Consider the following 22782-nt stretch of genomic DNA (forward strand, 5'->3'; position numbering starts at 1 on the left):
AGGAATATTTCTTTTGTCCATATATCCTGTTTTTTTACTTTACATTAAACTCCAGCACCTTTCTGTCTTCGAGATAGCCTATGAGATGATCGTCGATGCTCACCGCTCCTACTCCGGCAGGCGTGCCGGTATATATCATATCGCCTGTTTTCAGCGTGAAGAACTCACTGATGTAACTCACCAAACGGTCTATCTTGAAAAACATATCGCTCGTGCAACCCTCCTGAACGGTCTTACCGTTTATGTCAAGATGGAAATGCAATGCTTGGACATCAAGGAATTTCTCCTTCTCTATCCACTCTCCTATCGCTGCAGAACCGTCGAATCCCTTGCACAGTTCCCACGGCATACCGGCCTTGCGCAGGCGTTGTTGAAGGTCGCGGGCAGTAAAATCAATACCCACCGTCACCGCATCGTAATATCGATGAGCAAAGCGCTCGGGAATACCCTTGCCCAATCGACATATCCGCACCACCAACTCTGTTTCGTAATCCACGCGTCCGAGGTGGTCGGGGACGAAAAACGGCTTACCGTCTTTCAGTAATGCCGAATCTGCCTTGGTGAAAATCACCGGCTCTTCTGGTATATATAACGCGCCATCGAGTTCTTTATTGTGCTGCGCGTAGTTCATTCCGACTGCAAAAATCTTCATTCCTTTGAGTTTTCTTCTTGTTATACTGTGAGGGTCGGGAGAATTTATCAGAACTTAAACCCTTATCTGTAATCATACTGCTATTTCCCCATATCATATTAATTATCGCGCTTCCTGACCTACAATCAAACAAAACCTGTGCAGGCTATAATGACCAATTCGGGTAAAAAAAGCAGAAATAACCGCCCCTTATAATGCAAAGTTACGAAACAAAACATTAAAACCTGCACTTAAATGGAAATTTTAACACAAATCGGAAATTAGCGTCCTAATGCCCGATTGGGATTAAACACAATTATATTCATTTTCTACAAACGCACCAATCCGCCTGTGACGCGGATTAAGATAATTCCCATAAACGACAAAAACCATATCCATGCTTCTTGACGAAACAGGATATGGTTTTTGATATTTTTATTTACGACACAGATTCATGATAGGGACATTTGCCTTTCGGTCTCCCCTCACTACCTCGTGTCACGGCATTACGCCTTGTTATCAGTCTGCAACGAGAGTGAAACGCTTGAAGTCAACAATCTTCAATTCCTTGTCCTGAGCAGCGAGCCACTGTGAAACAGTAGCCTTGTCACCGTCTCCGAACTGGAACTCTTGGTCAACAAGACAGTTCTCTTTCAGGAATTTTGCAACGCGACCTTTAGCGATGTTCTCTACCATCTGCTCCGGGAGGTTAGCCGCTTTCTCGGCAGCAGTCTTCTCGCGGATTTCTGTAGCCTTGTCAGCCTCTTCGCGAGTGAGCCAGCCCTTAGCGATGTTAGACTCGATATGGTCTGCGCTATCCACGAGGTTCGGGTTGATGCCGGCCTTCTTGATGGCAGCAACAACAGCCTTTTCAATCTGCTCTTCCTTGGTCTTCTGCACTGCAACCTTATACTCTTCGTCGATAATGCTCTGTGGAACGCTTGCCTCGTCGAGAGCCACCGGCTTCATTGCTGCAACCTGCATTGCAACCTTGTGACCTGCTTCAACTGCAGTCTTGTTGGTCTGTACCATTGTGCAAAGAGTGTGCTTGCCCATGTGGTCGTAAACCTCCACGTTCTCTCCCTCAATGATGAGGTAGCCGTCGAGTTCCATTTTCTCGCCGGTGATACCCGAACGCTGTGTCACAGCCTCCTGTACCTTCTGTCCGTCAGCGAGTGCCAGTTCCTTAACCTCGTCAAGGGTCTTGGCCTTTGCTGCGATTGCAGCATCGAGGATTGACTGTGTGAGGGCGATGAAGTCGGCACCATTAGCCACGAAGTCGGTCTCACACTTGAGTGCTATTGTGGCAGCGAAGCCATCAACACTCTTCACGAGCACACAACCGTTAGAGGTTTCGCGGTCGCTACGCTTTGCAGCGATAGCCAATCCACGCTCGCGGAGCAGTTCCTTTGCCTTGTCGAAGTCGCCTTCGGCCTCGGTCAGCGCTTTCTTCACGTCAGCCAGACCGGCTCCGGTCATGGTGCGGAGTTTCTTTATATCGTCTATTGAAATAGCCATTTCTTATATACGTTAAATGTTAAATATTTGATTTTAAATATTCCCTCATCGGTTCGGTCTGTGCCAAACCAATGAGGATTAAGGGCGAACAGCCTTGTAAGCCGTGACTTATTCTGCTGCGGGAGCCTCTTCAACTGCAGCCTCTGCAGCAGGAGTTTCCTCTGCTACCGGTGCCTCTTTAGCGGCTTCCTCTACCTTCTCTTCCTTGCGCTGACGACGCTGACGACGTGGTTTTGCATCCTCTGCCACCTCTTCCTGCTCCTTTGCAGCCTTTTCGTCTGCACGCTCTGCCTTACGCTCTGAGAGACCTTCATTGATTGCTTCGCAGCAAGCACTGAGAATAACCTCGATAGAGTCCTTGGCATCGTCGTTTGCCGGGATGATAAAGTCGATGTCTTTCGGGTTGCTGTTGGTGTCAACGATTGCGAACACAGGGATACCCAGACGCACAGCCTCGCTCACTGCGATGTGCTCTTTCATTACGTCGATAACGAAAAGTGCAGAAGGCAGACGTGTGAGGTCGGCGATAGAACCGAGGTTCTTCTCAAGTTTCGCACGCTGACGGGTCACCTGCAGCATCTCACGCTTTGAGAGGTTTGAGAATGTTCCGTCGTTGATCATCTTGTCGATTGTGGCCATCTTCTTCACAGCCTTGCGGATTGTGGGGAAGTTGGTGAGCATACCGCCCGGCCAACGCTCGATGACATAAGGCATATTAACGCCCGAAGCCTTGTCTGCCACGATGTCTTTTGCCTGCTTCTTGGTAGCCACGAAGAGGATTTTCTTTCCTGACTTTGCAAGTTGACGCAGTGCATCGGCAGCCTCGTCAATCATCACTACTGTCTTGTTCAGGTCTATGATATGAATACCGTTACGCTCCATGAAAATGTAAGGAGCCATTGCCGGATTCCATTTACGCTTGAGGTGCCCGAAGTGGCAACCTGCCTCAAGCAGTTGTTCAAAGTTTGTTCTTGCCATTTTTGCTTAAATTTTGTTTGTTGTTTACTTTCTTTTGAATTCTGTATTTCGATTAGAACCAACCTGCGAGTAATCGGGAAAGCAGTCCCAAGTCTCGCAAGTTTAGATACTAAACATTCAGCAACTTTTATCCTCGGCGAGCATACAGTGTGCTTCTCCACGACTTCCGAACTGCCCATAAGACACATAGATGCCACACAGAACAGATAGCCCGAAAATACGCGAGCACACTCTCGCCAAGAAAGAGGTTTAACGCTTGCTGAACTGGAAGCGACGACGAGCCTTTGGCTGACCCGGCTTCTTACGCTCAACAGCACGGCTGTCGCGTGTGAGGAATCCCTGATCTTTCAGTGCCTTCTTATCGTCGGCGTTAATCTTCACCAGCGCACGTGCGATGGCAAGGCGCAGAGCCTGACTCTGACCTGTGAAACCGCCACCGTCGAGGTTTACCTTGATGTCATATTTCTCTGCCACGTCGAGGAGGTTCAGCGGCTGCCTAACCACGTACTGAAGTATTGCAGAGGGGAAATATGTATCGATATCTTTCTTGTTTATCGTGATTTTGCCTGTTCCTTCGCTAACATAAACACGTGCCACAGCACTCTTACGGCGACCTATTGCATTAATTACTTCCATTTTTCCTTATTCTTTATTTGTACTGATTAATATCAATTGCCTTTGGCTTCTGTGCCTCGTGTGGATGCTCTGTTCCCTCATAAACATAGAGATTGTCGAGCAAAGCACGACCCAGACGGCCCTTCGGAAGCATACCTTTCACTGCATGGCGGAGAATACGATCAACACCGTCCTTGCGAAGACGCAACTGTGCGGGGGTGTTGAAACGCTGGCCACCGGGGTAACCCGTATAGCGAGTGTACAACTTGTCGGTTTCTTTCTTACCGGTGAAGATTACCTTCTCGGCATTGATGATAATAACATTGTCGCCACAATCAACATGAGGAGTGAAAGATGGCTTGTACTTACCGCGAATCAACTTCGCTACCTTAGAGCAGAGACGGCCAACTACCTGATCGGTGGCATCGACAACAACCCACTCTTTCTGCGCTGTTTCCCTATTAACGGAAATAGTCTTGTAACTTAAAGTGTTCATGTAATTTGAAAATATTACTTAAAACGTTTTATAATTTGCCGGATATGTCGCCATCCGATTGCGCCTGGCTTCACGCACCTGGGAGCGAGCAGACTCTCCGCCTGCCAGTGAACCGCCGATTCACAAACCGCAATGACCATACGCACTAAACGAGGTGACTGCTATTTACACAACGGCTCTGGGGGTTCTAAGGCCCCTCGAAAATTTGTGAGTGCAAAGTTAATTCTTTTATTCCGATAATAATGCGCGTAACAGAAACGAACACTCTCTTTTTTATTTATTTAACACTATCGCCGCCAAAAATATCTTTCCTTGACAACGAAGTGTGTGAATTGATATTGATTGCATTCCTGCCAAAACACATTTTTTCGATGATAAAAAAAGAAATAATCACACGTTTTCTATGATAAAAACCAAAATTTCTCCCACTTTCCCCTCTATTTGCTTTTGGATTATATTTCTCGGCAAAGCAATTTGGGCGAAATTGCCGACCAAATTGGGCGATTTTGCAAAACAATTTCGCCCAATTTGTTTTGCAAAATCGCCCAATTTGCTTTGCAGATAATACGTGAGTTCGGGATAATATCATTCAAAAAGAGTTCGCTATATTATTATAAGAAATTCATCAAGACTTATCTCATCAGTATAATGAAAAAGTAATTGCACACCAAAGTCTCTGCATTAAGGCTTTAGTGTGCAATTCCGAATAGGTTATCTATGTTAACCCCCAATCGGTAATTAGAGCCCTTGACCAATTCGGGTTAAAAAGAAGAAGCAAGTTAGTTTACAAACTTCACGGTAGATTTGCTACCATCAGCAAAACGGGCAGTGGCCATGAAGAGACCGCGACCGAGCGAAACTGTTGTTGCGTTGTTTGCCGCAAGTTCCAAACGAGCAACCAAACTACCATTGAGGTCGGTAATATCTACTGTACAAGCAGCAGAACTTTGCATTGAGAGATTGCCGGAAGCATGATTTACCGACAATGACGGAGTACCCGATGTGGTTTTAGTAATACCTGCAGCATCTGCGTCATGGTCAGGCAACGCGGCAAGTGGGTAGAAACAAATCTTACCATCGATATACGACCTACCTACCATACCAAATATAATGAAGTGGTTTGTACCGGCCTCAAGGAATTGAGAGGTTTTGAAGTTGTCCGGGTAGATGTTTTGAAGTATCAGCCTATTACCTTTAGAGTCTTCTATCTCGATTCGCCCATTAGGAGCATGGTCTATTTCGTTGAATGTCTGAACGAGTTTCACACCTGTAAGCGCGAGCGGATAGGCTATATAATTATCAGGTTTGCCTGTAATGATGCTCAGGTTATCGCAAACATAGTTGCGGAAATGGAAGTTAGAGTTAGGTACATCTTCTATTTCGGGTTTGCTGTCGAGACGGAATACAAGGTTATTATCGAGCATGAGAAGTTGACCGCGCATCTTTTTCACAATCTGGTCGTTTGGTGACAGTGTTGGAGAGAAGTCGAGATAGTTCGGATCATCTACCAAAATTCCTGACTTGCCGTCAAAGAGCCACTTCTGTGCACGCGTCTTCTTTATCCAGTTTACGAAGATGCTATCGTTACCATTTGGCACCAAGTCATAGAACTTACCAACTTCTGCATTTCGTAATGCTGCTATGCCTTTAATCGTACCGCTGACCGGACGCACATAGAAATCGAAGTTTGTTTGCAGAGGTCCGTCCCAAGGCTGGTCGTCGGCAGAACGCATAAACTTCACATTGAAACTATGTTTGCCTTCGGTTAGGTTTTTTGCCACAAACTTAATCCCCTCCGGCATGATGTAATAGTTGGCCGGCTCATTCTCATCGACACGTGTTTGTATATAAGTATCGGCGTATGGGCTTCCCTTTTCGCCGAAGAAGAATGTCGAGCCGCTCATCAACGGAGTGAAAGAGATGCTGTCTTGAGAGGTTTCGAAGCCATCGAAGATGCGTCCCGGCTGTATGTACCAAGGCACTTCAATGTTTTCTCCTTGCGTTACAAAGATATTGTCTATCAATATACGCCAGTTGCTGCCATACCCACGTTTGTCTGTAAAGCGGATTCTGAAGCGGAAAGATTCTCCGTAATAAGGCGAGTCGAAAGACGACATAGGTGTTACGTCGGTATCATCGAATATTAGTGGTTTCGACATCCAATGCTCTCCGTCGTCGTTGGTAACCTCGATAAACCATGCTTCGCTGCTGCGACTTATGGTACGGTCCATTCCTGAGTGGCCAAAGCAGAACGCGAGAGAACCGCCACGGATAGTGTCGAGGAGTTCGATACAAGCCGGCTCACCGTCTTTTGTACCTGAAAGGATTTCGGCTGCACGCTTTCCCTGTGGGATACCATTTATAGACGAGTCGGTAATACGAGCATTATGAAATCGCCAACGCTTGCCATTGATGGTGATGACTTGGTCGGTAAAATCAGTTGTTGCCGTGTTCTCAAAATCACAAGTATATGCCGGTTTAGGTGCTATGGTTCCGGTTTCCTGTGAATAGATTGCTTGTACATTTGCAGAAAGTGCTGCAATGGCAATTAGAAAAATTTTTCTCATAAGGTAAAATCTCCTATCTCTACTTCCTTCTGAGGGGAGGAGGAGCGGGACAAGAAGTGGCTTTAAATTGTTTATAGATGTTTTTCATATTTCTCCTTAATCTCTCAGAGAAGATTGTAATTGTGAAATCAGAGTTAATGTCAACTGCAATAATTTCATAGTATATGCCAAATAAAAAAAGTTGCAACTGGCGGTTTTTCTTCATTCGTAACTCCTCTTCCCTCCCTCCGGAAAGAAATAGGGAGAAGTTGTTTAATCGTTTTTAGTCTCCGGCAAACTCCTTACAACGGACTTTTTAAACAGTCGGTACTGCAAGAAGACAGGCAAGGAAATTATGTGTAGCGTCTGCCCGACGCTATGCCTTGAAAGCCATGGCGGTATAAGCACGAATCTCGGTTGAAGTGTCTTATTATATACCTTTTTCATTCTTATATTCTTTATCGTAAAGTAAAGATAAAAACATTCGCAAAGGTAAATGTTTTTCCTGAAAGTTAAAAACTATTTCAGAAAAAATATACTATGCAAATAAAATATGCCAAGAAGCCACAGAAGCAATAGGAGATAAAGAAGTAGCAGTCTAACGAACCGATTGGGCTTAAAGACTGCTTAAGAAGTATGTTTGCAGTTGCTTAGAAATCACGTTCGTAGATTTCTCGGAAGTATGTTTGCAATGCCTTCGGAGGTAGAATCAGTTCCCCTCTCGTTTGCTTAAACTTTTTCTTTAGTTTGCCTATACGCTCGTCTTTGCTGTAGATTTTGGTCAGTGACTGGCAGGCGAAGAACATGCCCTCCATGTCGGTTACGTTACTTGTATCGAAACTCCTCAAGTCGAGTTCGGTCAGAGCAGAGCACTCGGCAAACATGCAGGTCATGTTGGTCACGTTCCTTGTATCGAACTTGCTTACGTCTAACTTGGTCAGAGACGAGCAACAGGTAAACATTCCCTCCATGTTGGTTACGTTTCTTGTGTCGAACCGGGTTAAGTCGAGTTCGGTCAGCGATGAGCAACTCAAGAACATCAATTTCATATCGGTTACGTTCCTTGTATCGAATCGGGTTAAGTCGAGACGGGGCAGAGACATGCAACCGGAAAACATACTACTCATGTTGGTCACATTCCCTGTGTCGAATCGGGTTAAGTCAAGACCGGTCAGAGATGAGCAGCCTCTGAACATCCACCCCATGTCGGTTACATTCCTTGTATCGAACCGGGTTAAGTCGAGTTCAGTCAGCGATGAGCAGTCGGAGAACATATCACGCATGCCGGTTACGTTACTTGTGTCGAACCGAGTTAAGTCGAGACTGTGCAGCGATGAGCATAAGTAGAACATAAAGTTCATGCAGGTCACGTTACTTGTGTCGAAACGGGTTAAATCAAGTTTGGTCAGAGATGAGCAGCCGAAGAACATCCCAGTCATGTTGGTAACGTTACTTGTGTCGAATCGGGTTAAGTCAAGTTCTTTCAAGTATGAGCAGCCTTTGAACATCCAACCCATGTTGGTCACGTTGCTTGTGTCGAACCAAGTTAAGTCGAGTTTGGCCAGCAATGAGCAGTCTTGGAACATCCAACTCATGTCTGTTACGTTTCTGGTGTCGAATCGGGTTAAGTCGAGTTCGTTCAGCAATGAGCAGCCGAAGAACATACGTTGCATGTCGGTTACTTCCGAGGTGTTGAGGTTCTCTATGCCAGTGATTTCTCTCAAAGCTTTACGATTAAAGAACCAATAAGATGTTGTCTTGGGGCGGAAGTCCTTGAACGAACTGTCGAATTCCACCTTTTCGAGTGTATAGTCATAAGTCGTCCGAGTTCCAGCCCAACCCGGGAAGGAGTCACTTTTATCTGTATGCACACTGTCAATGCCCCACACAGTACCTTGACGCGAAGCCTTCAGTGTGTCGTAATAGAAGTTAAGAGTCTTGCCGTCGGTGCTTTTCACAGCGTATGCCTCCTTAGTTTGAGCCTGCGCGTGCTGCGGCAGGGCAAGCATCACTGTCGCCACAATGGTGGTGAGGAGAGTGCGTAAAATTGAAGTTCGTCTCTTATTCATAAGCATTTGATGCCCCCCGCAGTCCCACTGCCGTGTGGGGAATGGGAACGCCCCATAGAGGGCTCGGGCGTTTGGGTTGATTATTTGTACCTTTTTTCTTGAGTTTGTTTATACGCTCGCCGTTGCTATAGATTGTTGTCAGGGAGAAGCAGACGAAGAACATCCAGGCCATGACGGTTACTTCCAAGGTATTGAGGTTCTCCATGCCCGACGCTATTCCTTGAAAGCCATGGCGGTATAAGTAGTAACCTCGGTTGGAGTATCTTATATACCTTTTTCATTCTTATATCCTTTATCGTATAGTAAAGATAAAGCATTCGCAAAGATAAATGTTTTTCCTGAAAGTTAAAAACTATTTCGAAAAAATATACTATGCAAATAAAATATGTCAGGAAGCACCCCCTACCCTGCTATTCATCGTGCATTATCCTCAATCGGGCATTGTATATTAACATAATATATATTTTTTAAGGTTATACTTATGCGGCTTTTGCCGCGTTAACCAATTAGGTTTCAATACTGCTTAGGAAGTTCTTCAGTCGTTCCTTAGGAAGCATGATTGCATTTGTTTAGAAAGAAAGTCAGTAGTTGTTTCGTAAGTATGTTCGCAGTTCCTCTGGAGTTGTGACCGGCTTCCCTCTCATTTGCTTGAACTTTTTCTTTACTTTGCCTATACGCTCGTCTTTGCTGTAGATTTTGGTCAGTGACAAGCAGGCGGAAAACATGCCCTCTATATTGGTTACGTTCCTTGTGTCGAAACTCCTTAGGTCGAGTTCGGTCAGGGAAGAGCAACTGGAGAACATTTCATCCATTCTGGTTACGTTCCTTGTGTCGAACTTGCTTACGTCGAGATGGGTCAGAGACATGCAACTACCGAACATGCAGAACATGTCGGTTACGTTCCTTGTGTCGAACTTTGTTACATCAAGCACAGGCAGAGCCAAGCAGTAGAAGAACATGTGACTCATGTTGGTTACGTTCCTTGTGTCAAACCGAGTTAAGTCGAGTCGGGTAAGAGCCAAGCATCCGAAGAACATACCATTCATCTTTGTTACGTTCCTTGTGTCGAAACTCCTCAAGTCGAGTTCGGTCAGCAAATTGCAGTTGGAGAACATTTCATCCATTTTGATTACATTCCTTGTATCGAACTTGCCTAAGTCGAGTTCGGCCAGGGATTTGCAATAGGAGAACATACCGCTCATGGTGGTTACGTTACTTGTGTCGAAACTCCTCAAATCAAGACTTGGCAGATCCAAGCAACAGATGAACATCTCGCTCATATCGGTTACGTTACTTGTGTCGAACTTTGTTAAGTCTAACTTGGTCAAAGACAAACAGTCGGCGAACATCTCCCTCATATTGGTTACGTTCCTTGTATCGAAACTTCTCAAATCGAGTTCGGTCAGCGAGGAGCACATTCTGAACATCCTATTCATATCGGTTACTTCCGAGGTATTGAGATTCTCCATACCCATGATTTGTTTCAAGGCATTGCAATTAAAAAACCAACAGGATGTGGTCTTGGGTCGGAAATATTTGAAAGAAAGGTCGAAAACTACCTTCGCGAGCGTTGAGTCCGGATTCTCAAAAGTGCCTGCCCAAATCGGAAAGGTGCCGTTTTTAACTGTCTGCACACTGTCAATGCCCCACACAGTGCCTTGACGCGAAGCCTTCAGTGTGTCGTAATAGAAAGTAAGAGTCTTGCCGTCGGCACTTTTTACAACGTATGCCTCCTTGCTCTGCGCCTGTGCGTGCTGCGGCATGGCAAGCATCACTGTCGTCACAATGGTGGTAAGGAGAGTGCGTAAAATTGAAGTTCGTCTCTTATTCATAAGCATTTGATGCCCCCTGCTGTCCCACCGCCGTGTGGGGAGTGGGAACGCCCCATAGAGGGCTCGGGCGTTTGGATTTATTATGTGCATAAGTTTTTCCTTAAGTTTGCCTATATGTTATTCGTTACTGTAGATTTTGGTCAGGGATGAGCAACCGTAGAACATGTCGCTCATGTCGGTTACTTTACTTGTGTTGAAGTTGGTTAAATCGAGTTCGGTCAGCGATGAACAGCCGAAGAACATGTAGTGCATGTCGGTTACGTTGCTTGTGTCGAAACTCGTCAAGTCGAGTTCGGTCAGAGCCGAGCAGCCACCGAACATGCCGAACATGTTAGTTACCATTCTTGTGTCGAAATTGGTAACATCGAGTACGGGTAGCGATGAGCAGTCGAAGAACATGCCAAACATATTGGTTACGTTACTTGTGTCAAACTTGGTAACATCGAGCACGAGCAGCGATGAGCAGTTTTTGAACATATCAACCATGTTGGTTACGTTGCTTGTGTCGAATTTGGTAACATCGAGCATGGGCAACGATGAGCAACCGGAGAACATCCAGGTCATATCCGTAACGTTACTTGTGTCGAACTTGGTTATGTCGAGTTCGGTCAGCGATGAGCAGTTTTTGAACATACCAACCATGTTGGTTACGTTACTTGTGTCAAACTTGGTAACATCGAGCACGGGCAGAGATGAACAGCCTAAGAACATACAGCGCATATCGGTTACGTTACTTGTATCGAAGTTGGTTAAATCGAGTTCGGTCAGGGATGAACTACCGCAGAACATCCCACTCATATCGGTTACTTCCGAGGTGTTTAAGTTCTCCATACCCACGATTTGTTTCAAGGCATTGCAATTAAAAAACCAACCGGATGTGGTCTTGGGGCGGAAGTCTTTGAAAGAAAGGTCGAAATCCACCTTATCGAGAGTATAGTCAGGATTCGCAAAAGTGCCTGCCCAAATCGGAAAGGTGCCGTTTTTATCTGTCTGCATACTGTCGATGCCCCACACTATGCCTTGACGCGAAGCCTTCAGTGTGTCGTAATAGAAGGTAAGAGTCTTGCCGTCGGCACTTTTTACAACGTATGCCTCCTTAGTCTGAGCCTGCGCGTGTTGCGGCAGGGCAAGCATCACTGTCGCCACAATTGCGGTGAGGAGTGTGTGTAAAAACAATGTTCGTATCTTTTTCATAAGTATTTGATACCCTCCTGCTGTCCCACCCCATGTGTGTCGGGATAGGAACGCCTCATATCGGGCTCGGGCGTGCGAGTTTATTTTAATGCGAGTTCAGGATAAAAACTCATAATAAAGTTGGATAACCTACGGAATTTGTTGTATATATATAGTATTGTAAATCACTAAAATACAAACATAACTCACTATAATTACCGAGGACAAAGTTATGGATTTTTTCTGTATTACCAACGAGTTTATCATGAATTTTAATACCGAACTTGATAAAAAACTGTTTTTATCAAATATTGTCTTAAATATTGCTGCTACCTAAATCGGCTCCACTTGCTTCACTATGCCAGTGTATTTCCAATACGTTACGCGAGCATGATTATGATAAACCATCCGTTTCATGGTGCTGTGACTGATGTTGTGTGTTGTCCACCAATAGGTGTTGTCGCCTTCCCACGATATTTCATACGTGGCAAAAATCCCTTTCCATTTAGGCTTATGCGTCTCAACATTCACCTCACCTTGATACACACACAAGTCATTAACAAAGAGATCCATCGCCACCATTCCAACTATAAACGACACAAACACACCGCCCCCAACCATAAACACTGCCCCCAAAAGGCGCTCGTGCCATTTATCTTTCTTTGAAAAGAGGGTTTTATAGCCACCAACAGCAGTTAAACCAACTACAAACGCGATGCACAACAAGCGCATTATGCCCGTATAACCCTCACAGGTATCGCCTAACAGAAAAAACAAACCAAGAAAAATTAATAAACCAATAATGCCGTAAACCAAGCAACATCCTTGTTCGCGTATGCGTTCCGGCAAACTCTGTCTTGGTCTTTGTGATTTGCTTCTGCGCCTGTTTCCGCCTCGTGTATTCTTTCCTTGCTTGCCATTCTGTTTTGACTCAGTTGCCGTAAAACTTATTTCACGCGAACACGTAGCAAGATGTTGTTCATTGCACTCACTTATTTCGGTGGTTGGCAAGCCCTCATTTTGGAGGCCTCGTTGTAATTGTTCCGCCATTTTTCTTTTCATTTTTATGACTGCTTTGCTATGATTACGCGAGTTAGGGATAAAAGTTCATCATAATATTTGGTAACCTACGAGCAATCCAAATCGCTCGTATCATTATCAGACATGACCAAAGGAGTTATCTGTAAAGATGATTTTGCACAATGAATGTCGCTACTCGAGATGGAACATGACGGCTGATGTCCTTGCCTTCGGCTATCATGCGGCGCAAGGCGGTGCTGCTAATATTGTACAGAGGGGTATCGACGAGGCGGACGGCGGGTGGCAGTGACAAGGCATTGATGGCGTAGCCCTCGCGGGGATAGATTACGATGGGATAGTTAGCGAGGATCTCCGAGCCGTTTCGCCATTCGCCAAAGAGATGCCAGTTGTCAGCTCCTATCAGCAGTACGAAACAGTGCTGCGGATAGTCGGCCGAGAGTTGGCGCAGCGTGTCGTAAGTGTAGGACGGGCGTGGGAGTCCGAACTCATAGTCGCTTGCCACAAGTTGGGATTCGTAGGACAGAGCCAACCGTACCATTTCGAGTCTCAGGTCATCATCGAGCAACGTTCCTTGTGGTTTCAACGGATTCTGCGGGGAAACCAGAAACCACACCTCGTCAAGCCCAACCTTGCGCAAAATCTCCTTTGCAAGAGCCACATGACCATTGTGTATCGGATTGAAAGAGCCACCGAAAATGCCACAAAGTGTCTTCGACCCTTTCCTTTCGGGAAAGAGATTTTTAATAGAAGGGTCTGTTTCTTTCCACATTATTATATATTAAGGAACTCACGTACTATCGCCAAGGTCTCGTGTTTTGCCTTCTCCAAATCATCGTTTATCACCGTTCTGTCAAACTTATCGGCAAAGGAGAGTTCGAACTCGGCGCGTTGCAGGCGCTGTTCTATTACCTCCTGAGAATCGGTTGCGCGATGTTCGAGTCGCTCACGAAGCACTTCTATCGATGGCGGTTGTATGAATATGCCCAACGCACGCGAGCCGTAGAATTGCTTTATGGCGCAACCACCTTTCACATCAACATCGAACACCACATTCTGTCCGGCCTCCGACTGACGTTCCACCTGCGATTTCAACGTGCCGTAGAATCGGTTTTCATACACTTCCTCGTATTCAAGGAACTCATCATCGGCAATACGTTGCCGGAACTCTTCGGGCGTAATGAAGAAATACTCCACGCCGTGCTGCTCCGCTCCGCGTGGCTTGCGACTTGTGCAAGAGATGCTGAAAGCCAACGACAGTTCCGGATGCTCGGTCATAAGCCAGTTTACTATGGTGCTCTTGCCACTGCCGCTGGGAGCCGAGAAAATTATAAGTTTGCTCTCTTTCATGGCGCGAAGATACGAAAAATCTGTTGAACGACAACAACTTTTCGGCCACTTTTCACCTATCTGAAAGTTTAATACGCTATGCTGCAATGATATTTGCGTTAAATTCGCGTGCTTTGACATTCATTTTTTTTAACTTAAAAATTTGCATTCCAAATCTTTTTTACCTACCTTTGCAAAAGACACTTTAATAAAACAACACGATTATGAAAAGAATTATTATTATCCTTACTGCCATAATTGCCATGGCGTGCACGACAAAGACAAAGACAAATGTTGGGGAAAACAGGAAAGATGAAGGTGCAGGTAAAGACATCTACGTATTGGGATATGTGCAAGACACCACATTTATAGACGAGAATGCCGAATTCCCTGAGGGACGAATATATAAAAGTGTATATTGGAAAAACGGCATCGCAAAAAACATCTCTGACGAGATTGGCACACCCGATGGCTACGATATGTTTACGGTATGGGACATGGTTGCCATAAACGGGAAACTCGTTTATCTCGGAGTGGCCTACAACAAACTTAAAAATGAAAGTACTTTCTTTATTTGGAAAGACGGCAGATTCAGGGAACTTGACGGTGGTTCGGAAGTAAACACTCCTAAACTGGTTGACATCGGAGGGGATGTCGCTGTCGTTGGCTGTACCGAAAAGGCCGGTAGCCAAAGATACATTATCTCAATCCCCGTTATGTGGGACAATAACGGAAAAAAGAAAACATTGGATATGGAAGGATATTCCAACTGCGACCTGCACAGTGCTTTTGCCCACAATGGTGACGTATATGCTTGCGGAAGAGTATATAATGACGACAATACGAAAGGAGTGGGAGCAATATGGAAGAATGGAAAACTGACCACATATACCGCCCCCGGTGGCAGAGTGACAATGTATGGATTCACGACAATTGGTGTTTCAGGCAACGACATATATACCACAATGGTATGTAACTCCGACTCCCCGAACACCAGCGACCTTACGCTTTGGAAGAACGGCAAACCCGTGGAAACATTAGTGAGGGGAGGAGATCTTCCAATAGCACACTGCATCGCCATCAATGGCAATGACGTTTATGTTGGAGGAAGCGAAAACAAGCGTGTTGAGGGTAAGGACATTGAGACCGAAAGTTTAGCCAGAATATGGAAAAACGGCAAGGAAATGAAGATCGATCAAGGAAAAGGACTTGGCTACGTTTCATCCATCGTAGTGGATGAAGGCAACGTTTATGCCTGCGGTAACATTGACTTCGGTGGTGTGTTATGGACAAACGGCAAACACATGGATCTCCCCGGAGCCAACGGAATGGACTGTGCAAAAAAGGTTATCATCGTCCCTAAGAAACAATGAGACGCGTAAAAAATACGGAATACGGCGGCTTCATTAATGTGAAGCCGCCGTATCGGTAAGTTTACTGAAGCATGAGAGGATTATAATGCGTTGAGCACCTGCTCCTTTATCTGTTCCAGTTCGTCTTTCATCTGCACCACGATGTTCTGCATCTCTGCAAGATTACTCTTCGAACCGGTGGTATTTATTTCACGTCCCATTTCCTGAGCAATGAACCCGAGTTTCTTACCTTGGCAGTCGCTCTGCTCCATTGTCTCACGGAAATAACGCAAGTGGTTGGTAAGACGCTGCTTCTCTTCGCTGATGTCGAGTTTCTCGATGTAGTAAATGAGTTCCTGTTCCAGGCGGTTCTTGTCATATTCCACTTCAGGAATAGCCTTCAGTCCTTCAACAATGCGTTGGCGTATTTTCTCCACTCTTGATGTTTCATACGGCTCTATGCTTGCCAACAAGGCTGCAATATTATCGAGTTTCTCACTGAATTTCTTCTGAAGTGCAGCCCCTTCCTGTCTGCGGAACTCCATTATGGCATTTAGAGCCTCGGTCAATGCTTTCTCAACGGCCGCCCACTCCTCCTCGCCGAGAGTTTCTATCTCGATCTTGGCCAGCACATCGGGCAGGCGCATCAATGTGGGGAGCAATGTCTCCGGCGACAAAGGAAAACCAACCTTGTCGGCAATTTCTTTTATCTGACTGAAATAATTGCCCACGAGAGCAGCATTTATCGGTGTGGCATCCATGCCGGCCTCTTTCTCCACCCACACGTTAAGGTCAATCTTTCCACGCACGAGTGCCGCCGCCACCACCTGTCTCATCTCCATTTCTTTCTCCCGATATATGGGTGCAATGCGTGTGGAGAGGTCGAGAGTCTTAGAGTTCAGTGACTTTATCTCAACATTAATCTTCTTATCCTTATAAGCAACAACGGCCTTGCCGTAACCTGTCATTGACTGTATCATATCATTCTTTCGCGTTAATTTTTTGCAAAAGTAATATTTTTTCTTGGAAAATGAGTAAATTTGCAAAATTATTAATACCACAATAGGATTATGGCGTGTATTTTAAGTATTGAGACAAGCACTGACGTATGTTCTGTTGCCATGAGCGAGAACGGGCAATGCATTTTCAAACAGGAAGACCATGGCGGTCCCAACCATGCCGTGAGTCTTGGCGTTTATATTGACGAGGCACTGTCGTTCACCGACAACCATGCCATTCCTCTTGGCGCAGTAGCCGTTAGTTGCGGCCCGGGCTCATATACAGGGTTGCGCATAGGCGTATCTATGGCAAAGGGTGTGTGCTACGGAAGAAACGTTCCACTGCTCGCGGTACCAACGCTTGAAGTGATGTGCGTGCCGGTTCTGCTGAATCACGAGATAGAAGAGGATACTCTGCTGTGTCCGATGATTGACGCGCGCCGCATGGAAGTATATTCCGCTATATACAACCGAGCACTGAAAGAGCAACGCGAGACACGTGCCGACGTTGTGGATGCCGACACCTATCGGGAATATCTCGACCGCCGACCGGTTTATTTCTTCGGCAATGGAGCGGCAAAGTGCATGGAAACGATTAATCATCCCAACGCCCGACTGATAGAGGGAATAGAGCCTTTGGCAAAATATATGTTCCCGCTTGCAGAACGAAAATGGGTACAGGAGGAATATGAAGATCTGGCTTACTACGTACCATTCTATCTGAAGGACTTTGTGGCAAAGATGCCCAAGAAACTAATCTGATAGGAGAACAGAATTTATAAAAAAGAAAAAAGGAATTAAGAATTAGTATATGAACATTGAAGGACTTGACTATAACACGCAACGCGAGAAACTTGTGATGCCGGAGTATGGACGCGAAGTGCAGAATATGGTGAACCATGCCATGACTCTGAAAACAAAACAGGAACGCCAACGTTGTGCCAACGCCATTATAAAGGTGATGGGACAGATGACATTGAAGAGCAGGGAGAGCATCGACCACGAACGAAAACTGTGGGATCACCTCGCTATTATGAGCGACTTCAAACTCGACATCGACTATCCTTTCGACGTTTCTTCGGCACTAAAAATTGCCGCAAAGCCCGAACCTATGCCTTATCCTATGGAACAGATACCGGTAAGGCACTACGGGAAGATGATGTTCGAGATTTTCGACAAACTGAAGAGCATGCCGGAGGGAAAAGAACGGGACGAACTGACAAGACTCACAGCAAACCAAATGAAGCAAAATCTTATGCAATGGAGTCAAGGCTCTATTGACGATGAGAAGATTGCGAGCGATCTCGCACGCTTCACAGATGGCGTGATACAACTTGACCTCGCCACATTCAAGTTCAATACTCCCTATCCTACGAAGCAAATTCCACAAGGACAACTGGCAAAGAAAAGAAAAAGGAAGTAACAAAAACCGAAAACCATGCAATCATTCATAATCGAAGGAGGCCACACGCTCAGCGGAACCATCATACCGCAGGGGGCAAAGAACGAGGCTCTGCAGGTGATTTGCGCATCACTGCTGACTGTCGAGACGGTGAGAATCAGCAACGTGCCGAACATTCTTGATGTCAACAACCTCATTCAACTGCTGCGCGACATCGGAGTAGAGGTGGAGAAACAGGGAGAGAGTGACTACTCTTTCTGTGCCGCAAATTTGAACCTTGATTTTCTGGGCAGTGACGTGTTTGTGCATAAATGTGCTGCGCTGAGAGGGTCGGTGCTCATGATAGGACCGTTGCTGTCACGCTTCGGAAAGGCTGTTGTGGCAGAACCCGGAGGCGACAAGATAGGTCGTCGCAGACTCGACACGCACTTCCTCGGATTCAAAAACCTCGGTGCACACTTCGAATTCAACGACAAACAGAACGTTTATGAGATACAGGCATTGCCCGATGACAATGGAAACAAGAAACAACGGTGCAACTCTCTGCACGGAACATACATGTTGATTGACGAGGCCAGCGTGACGGGTACGGCAAATATAATAATGGCCGCTACACTCGCCGAAGGCACAACAACAATCTACAATGCCGCTTGCGAGCCATACATACAGCAACTATGCACCATGCTCAACAACATGGGAGCACGGATTTCAGGCATCGGAAGCAATCTTCTGACAATAGAAGGCGTGGATTCGCTCGGCGGTGCGGAACACAGAATACTGCCCGACATGATTGAAGTCGGCTCGTTCATAGGAATGGCAGCGATGATTGGTGACGGCATACGCATCAAAGACGTGTCTCTGCGCAATCTCGGAATCATACCGGATGCTTTCCGTCGTTTGGGAGTGGAGATTCTCGTTGAGGGCGATGACCTCATTATACCACGACAGGAACATTATGTGGTGGACTCGTTTATCGACGGTTCGATAATGACTCTTGCCGACGCGCCGTGGCCGGGACTCACTCCCGACCTTATCTCGGTGCTGCTCGTTGTGGCAACTCAGGCACGCGGTTCGGTGCTCATACATCAAAAGATGTTCGAGAGCCGACTGTTTTTCGTGGACAAACTGATTGATATGGGAGCGCAGATAATACTTTGCGACCCACACCGTGCCGTGGTAGTGGGACATGACCGCACGAAACGGTTGAGAGCAGGACGAATGACAAGTCCTGACATACGTGCAGGAATTGCTTTGCTTATAGCCGCTCTCACGGCCGGAGGCACCAGTATAATAGACAACATCGGACAGATAGACCGCGGATACGAGAACATAGAGGTGCGCCTCAACGCTCTCGGAGCACGAATAACGCGAGTGGAGAACTAAGAGATGATAAGAGAAGAAGAGGTATATCGAATAGGAAAAATCGGCAAACCGCACGGAGTGAAGGGCGAGGTGACGATGATGTTCAACGATGATGTGTTCGATCGCGTAGATGCAGAATACATCATACTGAAGACAGAAGGCATACTCGTGCCGTTCTTCTTCGAGGAATACCGCTTCCGCTCGGACGAAACGGCAATAGTGAAGTTCTGCGACATCGACACTCAGGAGCAGGCACGAGGGTTGACAAACTGCGAGGTGTTCTTCCCAAGACATCTCTCCGACAGCAGCGATGACGATTTCTCACTGAACGAATTGGTGGGATTTGAAATTAAGGACTATATATATAAAAAGGTGATAGGAACCGTCTGTGGCATAGACGATACGACGGTGAATACACTCTTCGAGGTGACAACCGGCGAAGGAAGCAACATGCTGATACCGGCATCGCCGGAACTGATAAAGGAAATCGACCCCGACAACCACACCATAACAATGGCTCTGCCGGAGGGTCTGCTTGACTTATAGACATAAAGAAAATGGAAACCAAGAAACAGATAGCGATATTAGGCTCGACAGGAAGTATCGGTACTCAGGCACTGCAAGTGATAGAGGAGCACAGCGACCTGTATGAGGTGTATTGTCTCACGGCTAACAACCGTGTAAAAGAACTTGCCGAACAGGCACGGCGGTTTTGCCCTGCGGCGGTGGTCATTGCCAACGAAGCGAGATATGACGAACTGCAGGCAATGCTTAGCGACATGCCGGAAGTGAAAGTGTATGCCGGAGCGCGTGCCATAGACGAGATAGTGGAGGCCGAACCAATAGACATGGTACTCACGGCAATGGTCGGATTTGCAGGTCTTTCACCCACAATCCGCGCCATTAAGGCAAAGAAAAAAATATGCCTCGCAAACAAAGAGACACTCGTGGTTGCCGGCGAACTGATAACAAGGCTTGCTATCGAGAACCACGCACCGATACTTCCGGTTGATAGTGAACACTCGGCAATATTCCAGTGCATCGTGGGCGAAGGCGACAATCCCATCGACAAGATTCTCCTAACGGCTTCGGGAGGACCGTTCAGACTAATGACAAGCGAGCAGATAGCAGGTGTGACGAAAGCCGATGCTCTGAAACACCCCACATGGGACATGGGAGCAAAGATAACGATAGACTCTGCTACGATGATGAACAAAGGCTTTGAGGTGATTGAGGCGAAATGGCTCTTCGGCGTAGAGGCTGACAACATCGAAGTGCTTGTACATCCGCAGTCTATAGTTCACAGTGCGGTGCAGTTCTGCGATGGTTCGGTAAAAGCACAACTCGGTGTGCCTGACATGCGTCTGCCTATACAATACGCGTTCTCGTTCCCCGACAGACTGACGCTCACCGGCAATCGTCTCGACCTCTTCAAACAACCACTTGAGTTCTTCGAACCCGACATGAAGAAATTCCGTTGCCTCGCCCTCGCTTTCGAGGCGATACGTCGCGGAGGAAATATGCCGTGCATCGTTAATGCCGCAAACGAGATAGTGAACCGCGCTTTCCTCGAAGACCGCTGTTCGTTCCCGCAGATTGCGGAGATAATAGAGCGCACCATGGAACGCGCGACATTCAGTGCTTCGCCAGACTACGATGTTTATATCGAGACCGACCGTGAGGCAAGGCGCATCGCAACAGACCTTTTGTAAAACATAAAAATAAAATAACAACGTAACACATCATTTTAATATATGGAAGTTTTTTTGATCAGATTGCTGCAGTTCGTGCTGGCAATATCACTCTTGGTGCTACTCCATGAGGGAGGACATTTCTTCTTTTCAAAACTTTTCGGCGTTAGGGTAGAGAAATTCTTTCTTTTCTTCGACCCTTGGTTCCACCTTTTCAAGTTCAAACCAAAGAACTCTCAAACCACGTATGGCATCGGGTGGCTGCCGCTTGGAGGCTATTGTAAGATTTCGGGAATGATTGATGAGAGTTTCGATACAGAGCAGATGAGTCAGCCGGCACAGCCGTGGGAGTTCAGAACGAAGCCGGCATGGCAGAGACTACTGATAATGCTCGGAGGAGTACTCGTGAACTTTATTCTTGCATTGTTCATCTATGCTATGGTACTCTTCACATGGGGTGACTCTTATTTCGAGACAAAAGACCTCACAATGGGTTGGAAATTCAACACCGAGGCAAAGAAACTCGGATTTCAAGACCATGATATTCTCGTGGCATACGACGGAAAAGAGTTCGGCAAATTCAACGTTGACGTATATCGTAACATTGCCGATGCACACACCGTCACCGTGATAAGAAACACCACTGACTCCGCAGGAAATATTATAGGAAGCAAGAAAATTGACATCAAAACACCGGGAGACATTAGTCTTTTGACAATGCTGAAGAGCGAACCGGTGTTCGCACGTCCGTTCATTCCGGCAGAAATAGACAGTGTAATGCCCGGCTCTCCTGCCGAGAAAGCAGGGATTAGTAAAGGCGACCGTCTGATTGCAATAAACGGAAAGGCTATAGATTCTTGGAACGAGTTCAACTTTGAGAGGGGAGTGCTTACAGATATGCTTACCGCAGCGGAGACGAGTGCCGATTCAATGAAAGTGCGTAACGTAACAGTAAGCGTACTGAAGGGAACATCGCAGCAAGACACGCTCGTTGCAAATCTGACGATGACACCCGAATTGCTGCTCGGCGTGGGACAAACAAGCATCAACAAATACTACAAACCGATAAAAGTGGAATACGGCTTCTTTGAGAGCATACCGGCAGGTATTGCATACGGTTGGAACACTCTCAAAGGTTATGTTGGTGACATGCGATACATTTTCTCGGCAGAAGGAGCAAAATCGCTTGGCGGATTCGGAGCAATCGGAAGTCTGTTCCCACCGACATGGGACTGGCATTCGTTCTGGCTGATGACGGCATTCCTGTCTATAATCCTCGCTTTCATGAACATTCTGCCCATTCCGGCACTTGATGGAGGTCACGTATTGTTCTTGCTCTATGAGATGATAACACGCCGCAAACCTTCAGAGAAATTCCTAATTTACGCAGAATACATCGGTTTCGGACTGCTGATACTTCTCATGGTAGTAGCCAATCTCAACGACATTCTGCGCTGGCTGGGATATTTGTAAATATATAAATTATTACTGGCAGGTAAAATGTACACCTTTGTCCATGGTTATATTGTTTTGTGGTCAAGACAGAGGTAACTAAAAGGGCTGAATTCCAAGATAGGAGTTCAGCCCTAATCTTTTACCAATAGGTCATTAGGACGCATTTGCTTAGATTTGTTATTACCGGTATGCTTCCTTAATGACAGATTGAGGGTAAAAACTAAAATGGTTTAGCGGGCAGTAATAAAACAAAAATCAACCAATAATAGAATTTATGAAAATAAAATGATGAAATAT

The 22782-nt window shown here is 46.1% G+C and carries 21 protein-coding genes; 7 read left to right on the forward strand and 14 right to left on the reverse strand.

Annotation, left to right across the window (positions count from 1 at the left end; all coding sequences use genetic code 11):
• Nucleotides 1-34: 34 nt before the first annotated feature.
• The 13 genes from EHV08_RS05580 to gmk all read right to left on the reverse strand — a co-directional run bounded on the left by EHV08_RS05580 (nt 35) and on the right by gmk (nt 14246).
• Complete coding sequence (locus tag EHV08_RS05580) at nt 35-652, reverse strand: fumarylacetoacetate hydrolase family protein (RefSeq protein WP_126678436.1); 618 nt, start codon at nt 650-652, stop codon at nt 35-37.
• A gap of 498 nt (nt 653-1150) precedes the next feature.
• Complete coding sequence (gene tsf, locus EHV08_RS05585; RefSeq protein WP_126678437.1) at nt 1151-2149, reverse strand: translation elongation factor Ts; 999 nt, start codon at nt 2147-2149, stop codon at nt 1151-1153.
• Between the two features lie 108 nt (nt 2150-2257).
• Nucleotides 2258-3127 (reverse strand): 30S ribosomal protein S2, encoded by an 870-nt coding sequence (rpsB, locus tag EHV08_RS05590; RefSeq protein WP_126678438.1) that lies wholly within the window; start codon nt 3125-3127, stop codon nt 2258-2260.
• A gap of 249 nt (nt 3128-3376) precedes the next feature.
• Nucleotides 3377-3763, reverse strand: coding sequence for a 30S ribosomal protein S9 (gene rpsI / locus EHV08_RS05595; protein ID WP_126678439.1), 387 nt, complete (start codon nt 3761-3763; stop codon nt 3377-3379).
• 13 nt (nt 3764-3776) lie between these two features.
• Complete coding sequence (rplM, locus tag EHV08_RS05600) at nt 3777-4238, reverse strand: 50S ribosomal protein L13 (RefSeq protein WP_126678440.1); 462 nt, start codon at nt 4236-4238, stop codon at nt 3777-3779.
• 779 nt (nt 4239-5017) lie between these two features.
• Complete coding sequence (locus EHV08_RS05605; RefSeq protein ID WP_126678441.1) at nt 5018-6805, reverse strand: hypothetical protein; 1788 nt, start codon at nt 6803-6805, stop codon at nt 5018-5020.
• A gap of 629 nt (nt 6806-7434) precedes the next feature.
• Entirely contained in the window at nt 7435-8853 is a 1419-nt protein-coding gene (locus tag EHV08_RS05610; protein WP_158676054.1) for a BspA family leucine-rich repeat surface protein, read from the reverse strand.
• Complete coding sequence (locus EHV08_RS05615) at nt 8846-9058, reverse strand: hypothetical protein (RefSeq protein WP_126678443.1); 213 nt, start codon at nt 9056-9058, stop codon at nt 8846-8848. The genes EHV08_RS05610 and EHV08_RS05615 overlap by 8 nt, the downstream gene beginning before the upstream one ends.
• Before the next feature lie 376 nt (nt 9059-9434).
• Nucleotides 9435-10685, reverse strand: coding sequence for a BspA family leucine-rich repeat surface protein (locus EHV08_RS05620; protein WP_158676055.1), 1251 nt, complete (start codon nt 10683-10685; stop codon nt 9435-9437).
• A gap of 117 nt (nt 10686-10802) precedes the next feature.
• Entirely contained in the window at nt 10803-11879 is a 1077-nt protein-coding gene (locus EHV08_RS05625; RefSeq protein WP_126678445.1) for a BspA family leucine-rich repeat surface protein, read from the reverse strand.
• A gap of 312 nt (nt 11880-12191) precedes the next feature.
• The gene (locus tag EHV08_RS05630; RefSeq protein WP_126678446.1) at nt 12192-12920 is read right to left on the reverse strand and encodes a hypothetical protein; all 729 of its coding nucleotides are present in this window, start codon (nt 12918-12920) and stop codon (nt 12192-12194) included.
• 115 nt (nt 12921-13035) lie between these two features.
• Entirely contained in the window at nt 13036-13668 is a 633-nt protein-coding gene (nadD, locus tag EHV08_RS05635; RefSeq protein WP_126678447.1) for a nicotinate (nicotinamide) nucleotide adenylyltransferase, read from the reverse strand.
• 2 nt (nt 13669-13670) lie between these two features.
• On the reverse strand, nt 13671-14246 hold the full coding sequence (gmk, locus tag EHV08_RS05640) for a guanylate kinase (RefSeq protein WP_126678448.1): 576 nt from the start codon (nt 14244-14246) through the stop codon (nt 13671-13673).
• 203 nt (nt 14247-14449) lie between these two features.
• Here gmk and EHV08_RS05645 point away from each other — a divergent pair, with 203 nt between their 5' ends.
• Nucleotides 14450-15598, forward strand: coding sequence for a hypothetical protein (locus EHV08_RS05645; RefSeq protein WP_126678449.1), 1149 nt, complete (start codon nt 14450-14452; stop codon nt 15596-15598).
• A gap of 80 nt (nt 15599-15678) precedes the next feature.
• Here the strand turns inward: EHV08_RS05645 and EHV08_RS05650 are convergent, their stop codons facing one another.
• Complete coding sequence (locus EHV08_RS05650; RefSeq protein WP_126678450.1) at nt 15679-16557, reverse strand: YicC/YloC family endoribonuclease; 879 nt, start codon at nt 16555-16557, stop codon at nt 15679-15681.
• A gap of 90 nt (nt 16558-16647) precedes the next feature.
• Here EHV08_RS05650 and tsaB point away from each other — a divergent pair, with 90 nt between their 5' ends.
• The 6 genes from tsaB to rseP are packed head-to-tail and all read left to right on the forward strand — an operon-like array spanning nt 16648 to nt 22503.
• On the forward strand, nt 16648-17337 hold the full coding sequence (tsaB, locus tag EHV08_RS05655; RefSeq protein ID WP_126678451.1) for a tRNA (adenosine(37)-N6)-threonylcarbamoyltransferase complex dimerization subunit type 1 TsaB: 690 nt from the start codon (nt 16648-16650) through the stop codon (nt 17335-17337).
• 49 nt (nt 17338-17386) lie between these two features.
• Entirely contained in the window at nt 17387-17998 is a 612-nt protein-coding gene (locus EHV08_RS05660) for a DUF4290 domain-containing protein (protein WP_126678452.1), read from the forward strand.
• Nucleotides 17999-18013: 15 nt separating this feature from the next.
• Nucleotides 18014-19360: a UDP-N-acetylglucosamine 1-carboxyvinyltransferase gene (gene murA, locus EHV08_RS05665; protein ID WP_126678453.1), complete on the forward strand. Its 1347-nt coding sequence runs from the start codon at nt 18014-18016 to the stop codon at nt 19358-19360.
• Between the two features lie 3 nt (nt 19361-19363).
• Nucleotides 19364-19885 (forward strand): ribosome maturation factor RimM, encoded by a 522-nt coding sequence (rimM, locus tag EHV08_RS05670; protein ID WP_126678454.1) that lies wholly within the window; start codon nt 19364-19366, stop codon nt 19883-19885.
• A gap of 11 nt (nt 19886-19896) precedes the next feature.
• Nucleotides 19897-21051, forward strand: coding sequence for a 1-deoxy-D-xylulose-5-phosphate reductoisomerase (locus tag EHV08_RS05675; RefSeq protein ID WP_126678455.1), 1155 nt, complete (start codon nt 19897-19899; stop codon nt 21049-21051).
• Nucleotides 21052-21093: 42 nt separating this feature from the next.
• Nucleotides 21094-22503, forward strand: a complete 1410-nt coding sequence (gene rseP, locus EHV08_RS05680) for an RIP metalloprotease RseP (RefSeq protein ID WP_126678456.1) — start codon at nt 21094-21096, stop codon at nt 22501-22503.
• Nucleotides 22504-22782: the final 279 nt, after the last annotated feature.

The organism is Prevotella koreensis, assembly GCF_003977605.1.
GTDB classification, from domain to species: Bacteria; Bacteroidota; Bacteroidia; order Bacteroidales; family Bacteroidaceae; genus Prevotella; species Prevotella koreensis.

Bases quoted from the DNA above. Each gene is read 5' to 3' on its own strand.
- EHV08_RS05580 (WP_126678436.1), bottom strand. From the start codon at position 652: ATGAAGATTTTTGCAGTCGGAATGAACTACGCGCAGCACAATAAAGAA.
- tsf (WP_126678437.1), bottom strand. From the start codon at position 2,149: ATGGCTATTTCAATAGACGATATAAAGAAACTCCGCACCATGACCGGA.
- rpsB (WP_126678438.1), bottom strand. From the start codon at position 3,127: ATGGCAAGAACAAACTTTGAACAACTGCTTGAGGCAGGTTGCCACTTC.
- rpsI (WP_126678439.1), bottom strand. From the start codon at position 3,763: ATGGAAGTAATTAATGCAATAGGTCGCCGTAAGAGTGCTGTGGCACGT.
- rplM (WP_126678440.1), bottom strand. From the start codon at position 4,238: ATGAACACTTTAAGTTACAAGACTATTTCCGTTAATAGGGAAACAGCG.
- EHV08_RS05605 (WP_126678441.1), bottom strand. From the start codon at position 6,805: ATGAGAAAAATTTTTCTAATTGCCATTGCAGCACTTTCTGCAAATGTA.
- EHV08_RS05610 (WP_158676054.1), bottom strand. From the start codon at position 8,853: ATGAATAAGAGACGAACTTCAATTTTACGCACTCTCCTCACCACCATT.
- EHV08_RS05615 (WP_126678443.1), bottom strand. From the start codon at position 9,058: ATGGAGAACCTCAATACCTTGGAAGTAACCGTCATGGCCTGGATGTTC.
- EHV08_RS05620 (WP_158676055.1), bottom strand. From the start codon at position 10,685: ATGAATAAGAGACGAACTTCAATTTTACGCACTCTCCTTACCACCATT.
- EHV08_RS05625 (WP_126678445.1), bottom strand. From the start codon at position 11,879: ATGAAAAAGATACGAACATTGTTTTTACACACACTCCTCACCGCAATT.
- EHV08_RS05630 (WP_126678446.1), bottom strand. From the start codon at position 12,920: ATGAAAAGAAAAATGGCGGAACAATTACAACGAGGCCTCCAAAATGAG.
- nadD (WP_126678447.1), bottom strand. From the start codon at position 13,668: ATGTGGAAAGAAACAGACCCTTCTATTAAAAATCTCTTTCCCGAAAGG.
- gmk (WP_126678448.1), bottom strand. From the start codon at position 14,246: ATGAAAGAGAGCAAACTTATAATTTTCTCGGCTCCCAGCGGCAGTGGC.
- EHV08_RS05645 (WP_126678449.1), top strand. From the start codon at position 14,450: ATGAAAAGAATTATTATTATCCTTACTGCCATAATTGCCATGGCGTGC.
- EHV08_RS05650 (WP_126678450.1), bottom strand. From the start codon at position 16,557: ATGATACAGTCAATGACAGGTTACGGCAAGGCCGTTGTTGCTTATAAG.
- tsaB (WP_126678451.1), top strand. From the start codon at position 16,648: ATGGCGTGTATTTTAAGTATTGAGACAAGCACTGACGTATGTTCTGTT.
- EHV08_RS05660 (WP_126678452.1), top strand. From the start codon at position 17,387: ATGAACATTGAAGGACTTGACTATAACACGCAACGCGAGAAACTTGTG.
- murA (WP_126678453.1), top strand. From the start codon at position 18,014: ATGCAATCATTCATAATCGAAGGAGGCCACACGCTCAGCGGAACCATC.
- rimM (WP_126678454.1), top strand. From the start codon at position 19,364: ATGATAAGAGAAGAAGAGGTATATCGAATAGGAAAAATCGGCAAACCG.
- EHV08_RS05675 (WP_126678455.1), top strand. From the start codon at position 19,897: ATGGAAACCAAGAAACAGATAGCGATATTAGGCTCGACAGGAAGTATC.
- rseP (WP_126678456.1), top strand. From the start codon at position 21,094: ATGGAAGTTTTTTTGATCAGATTGCTGCAGTTCGTGCTGGCAATATCA.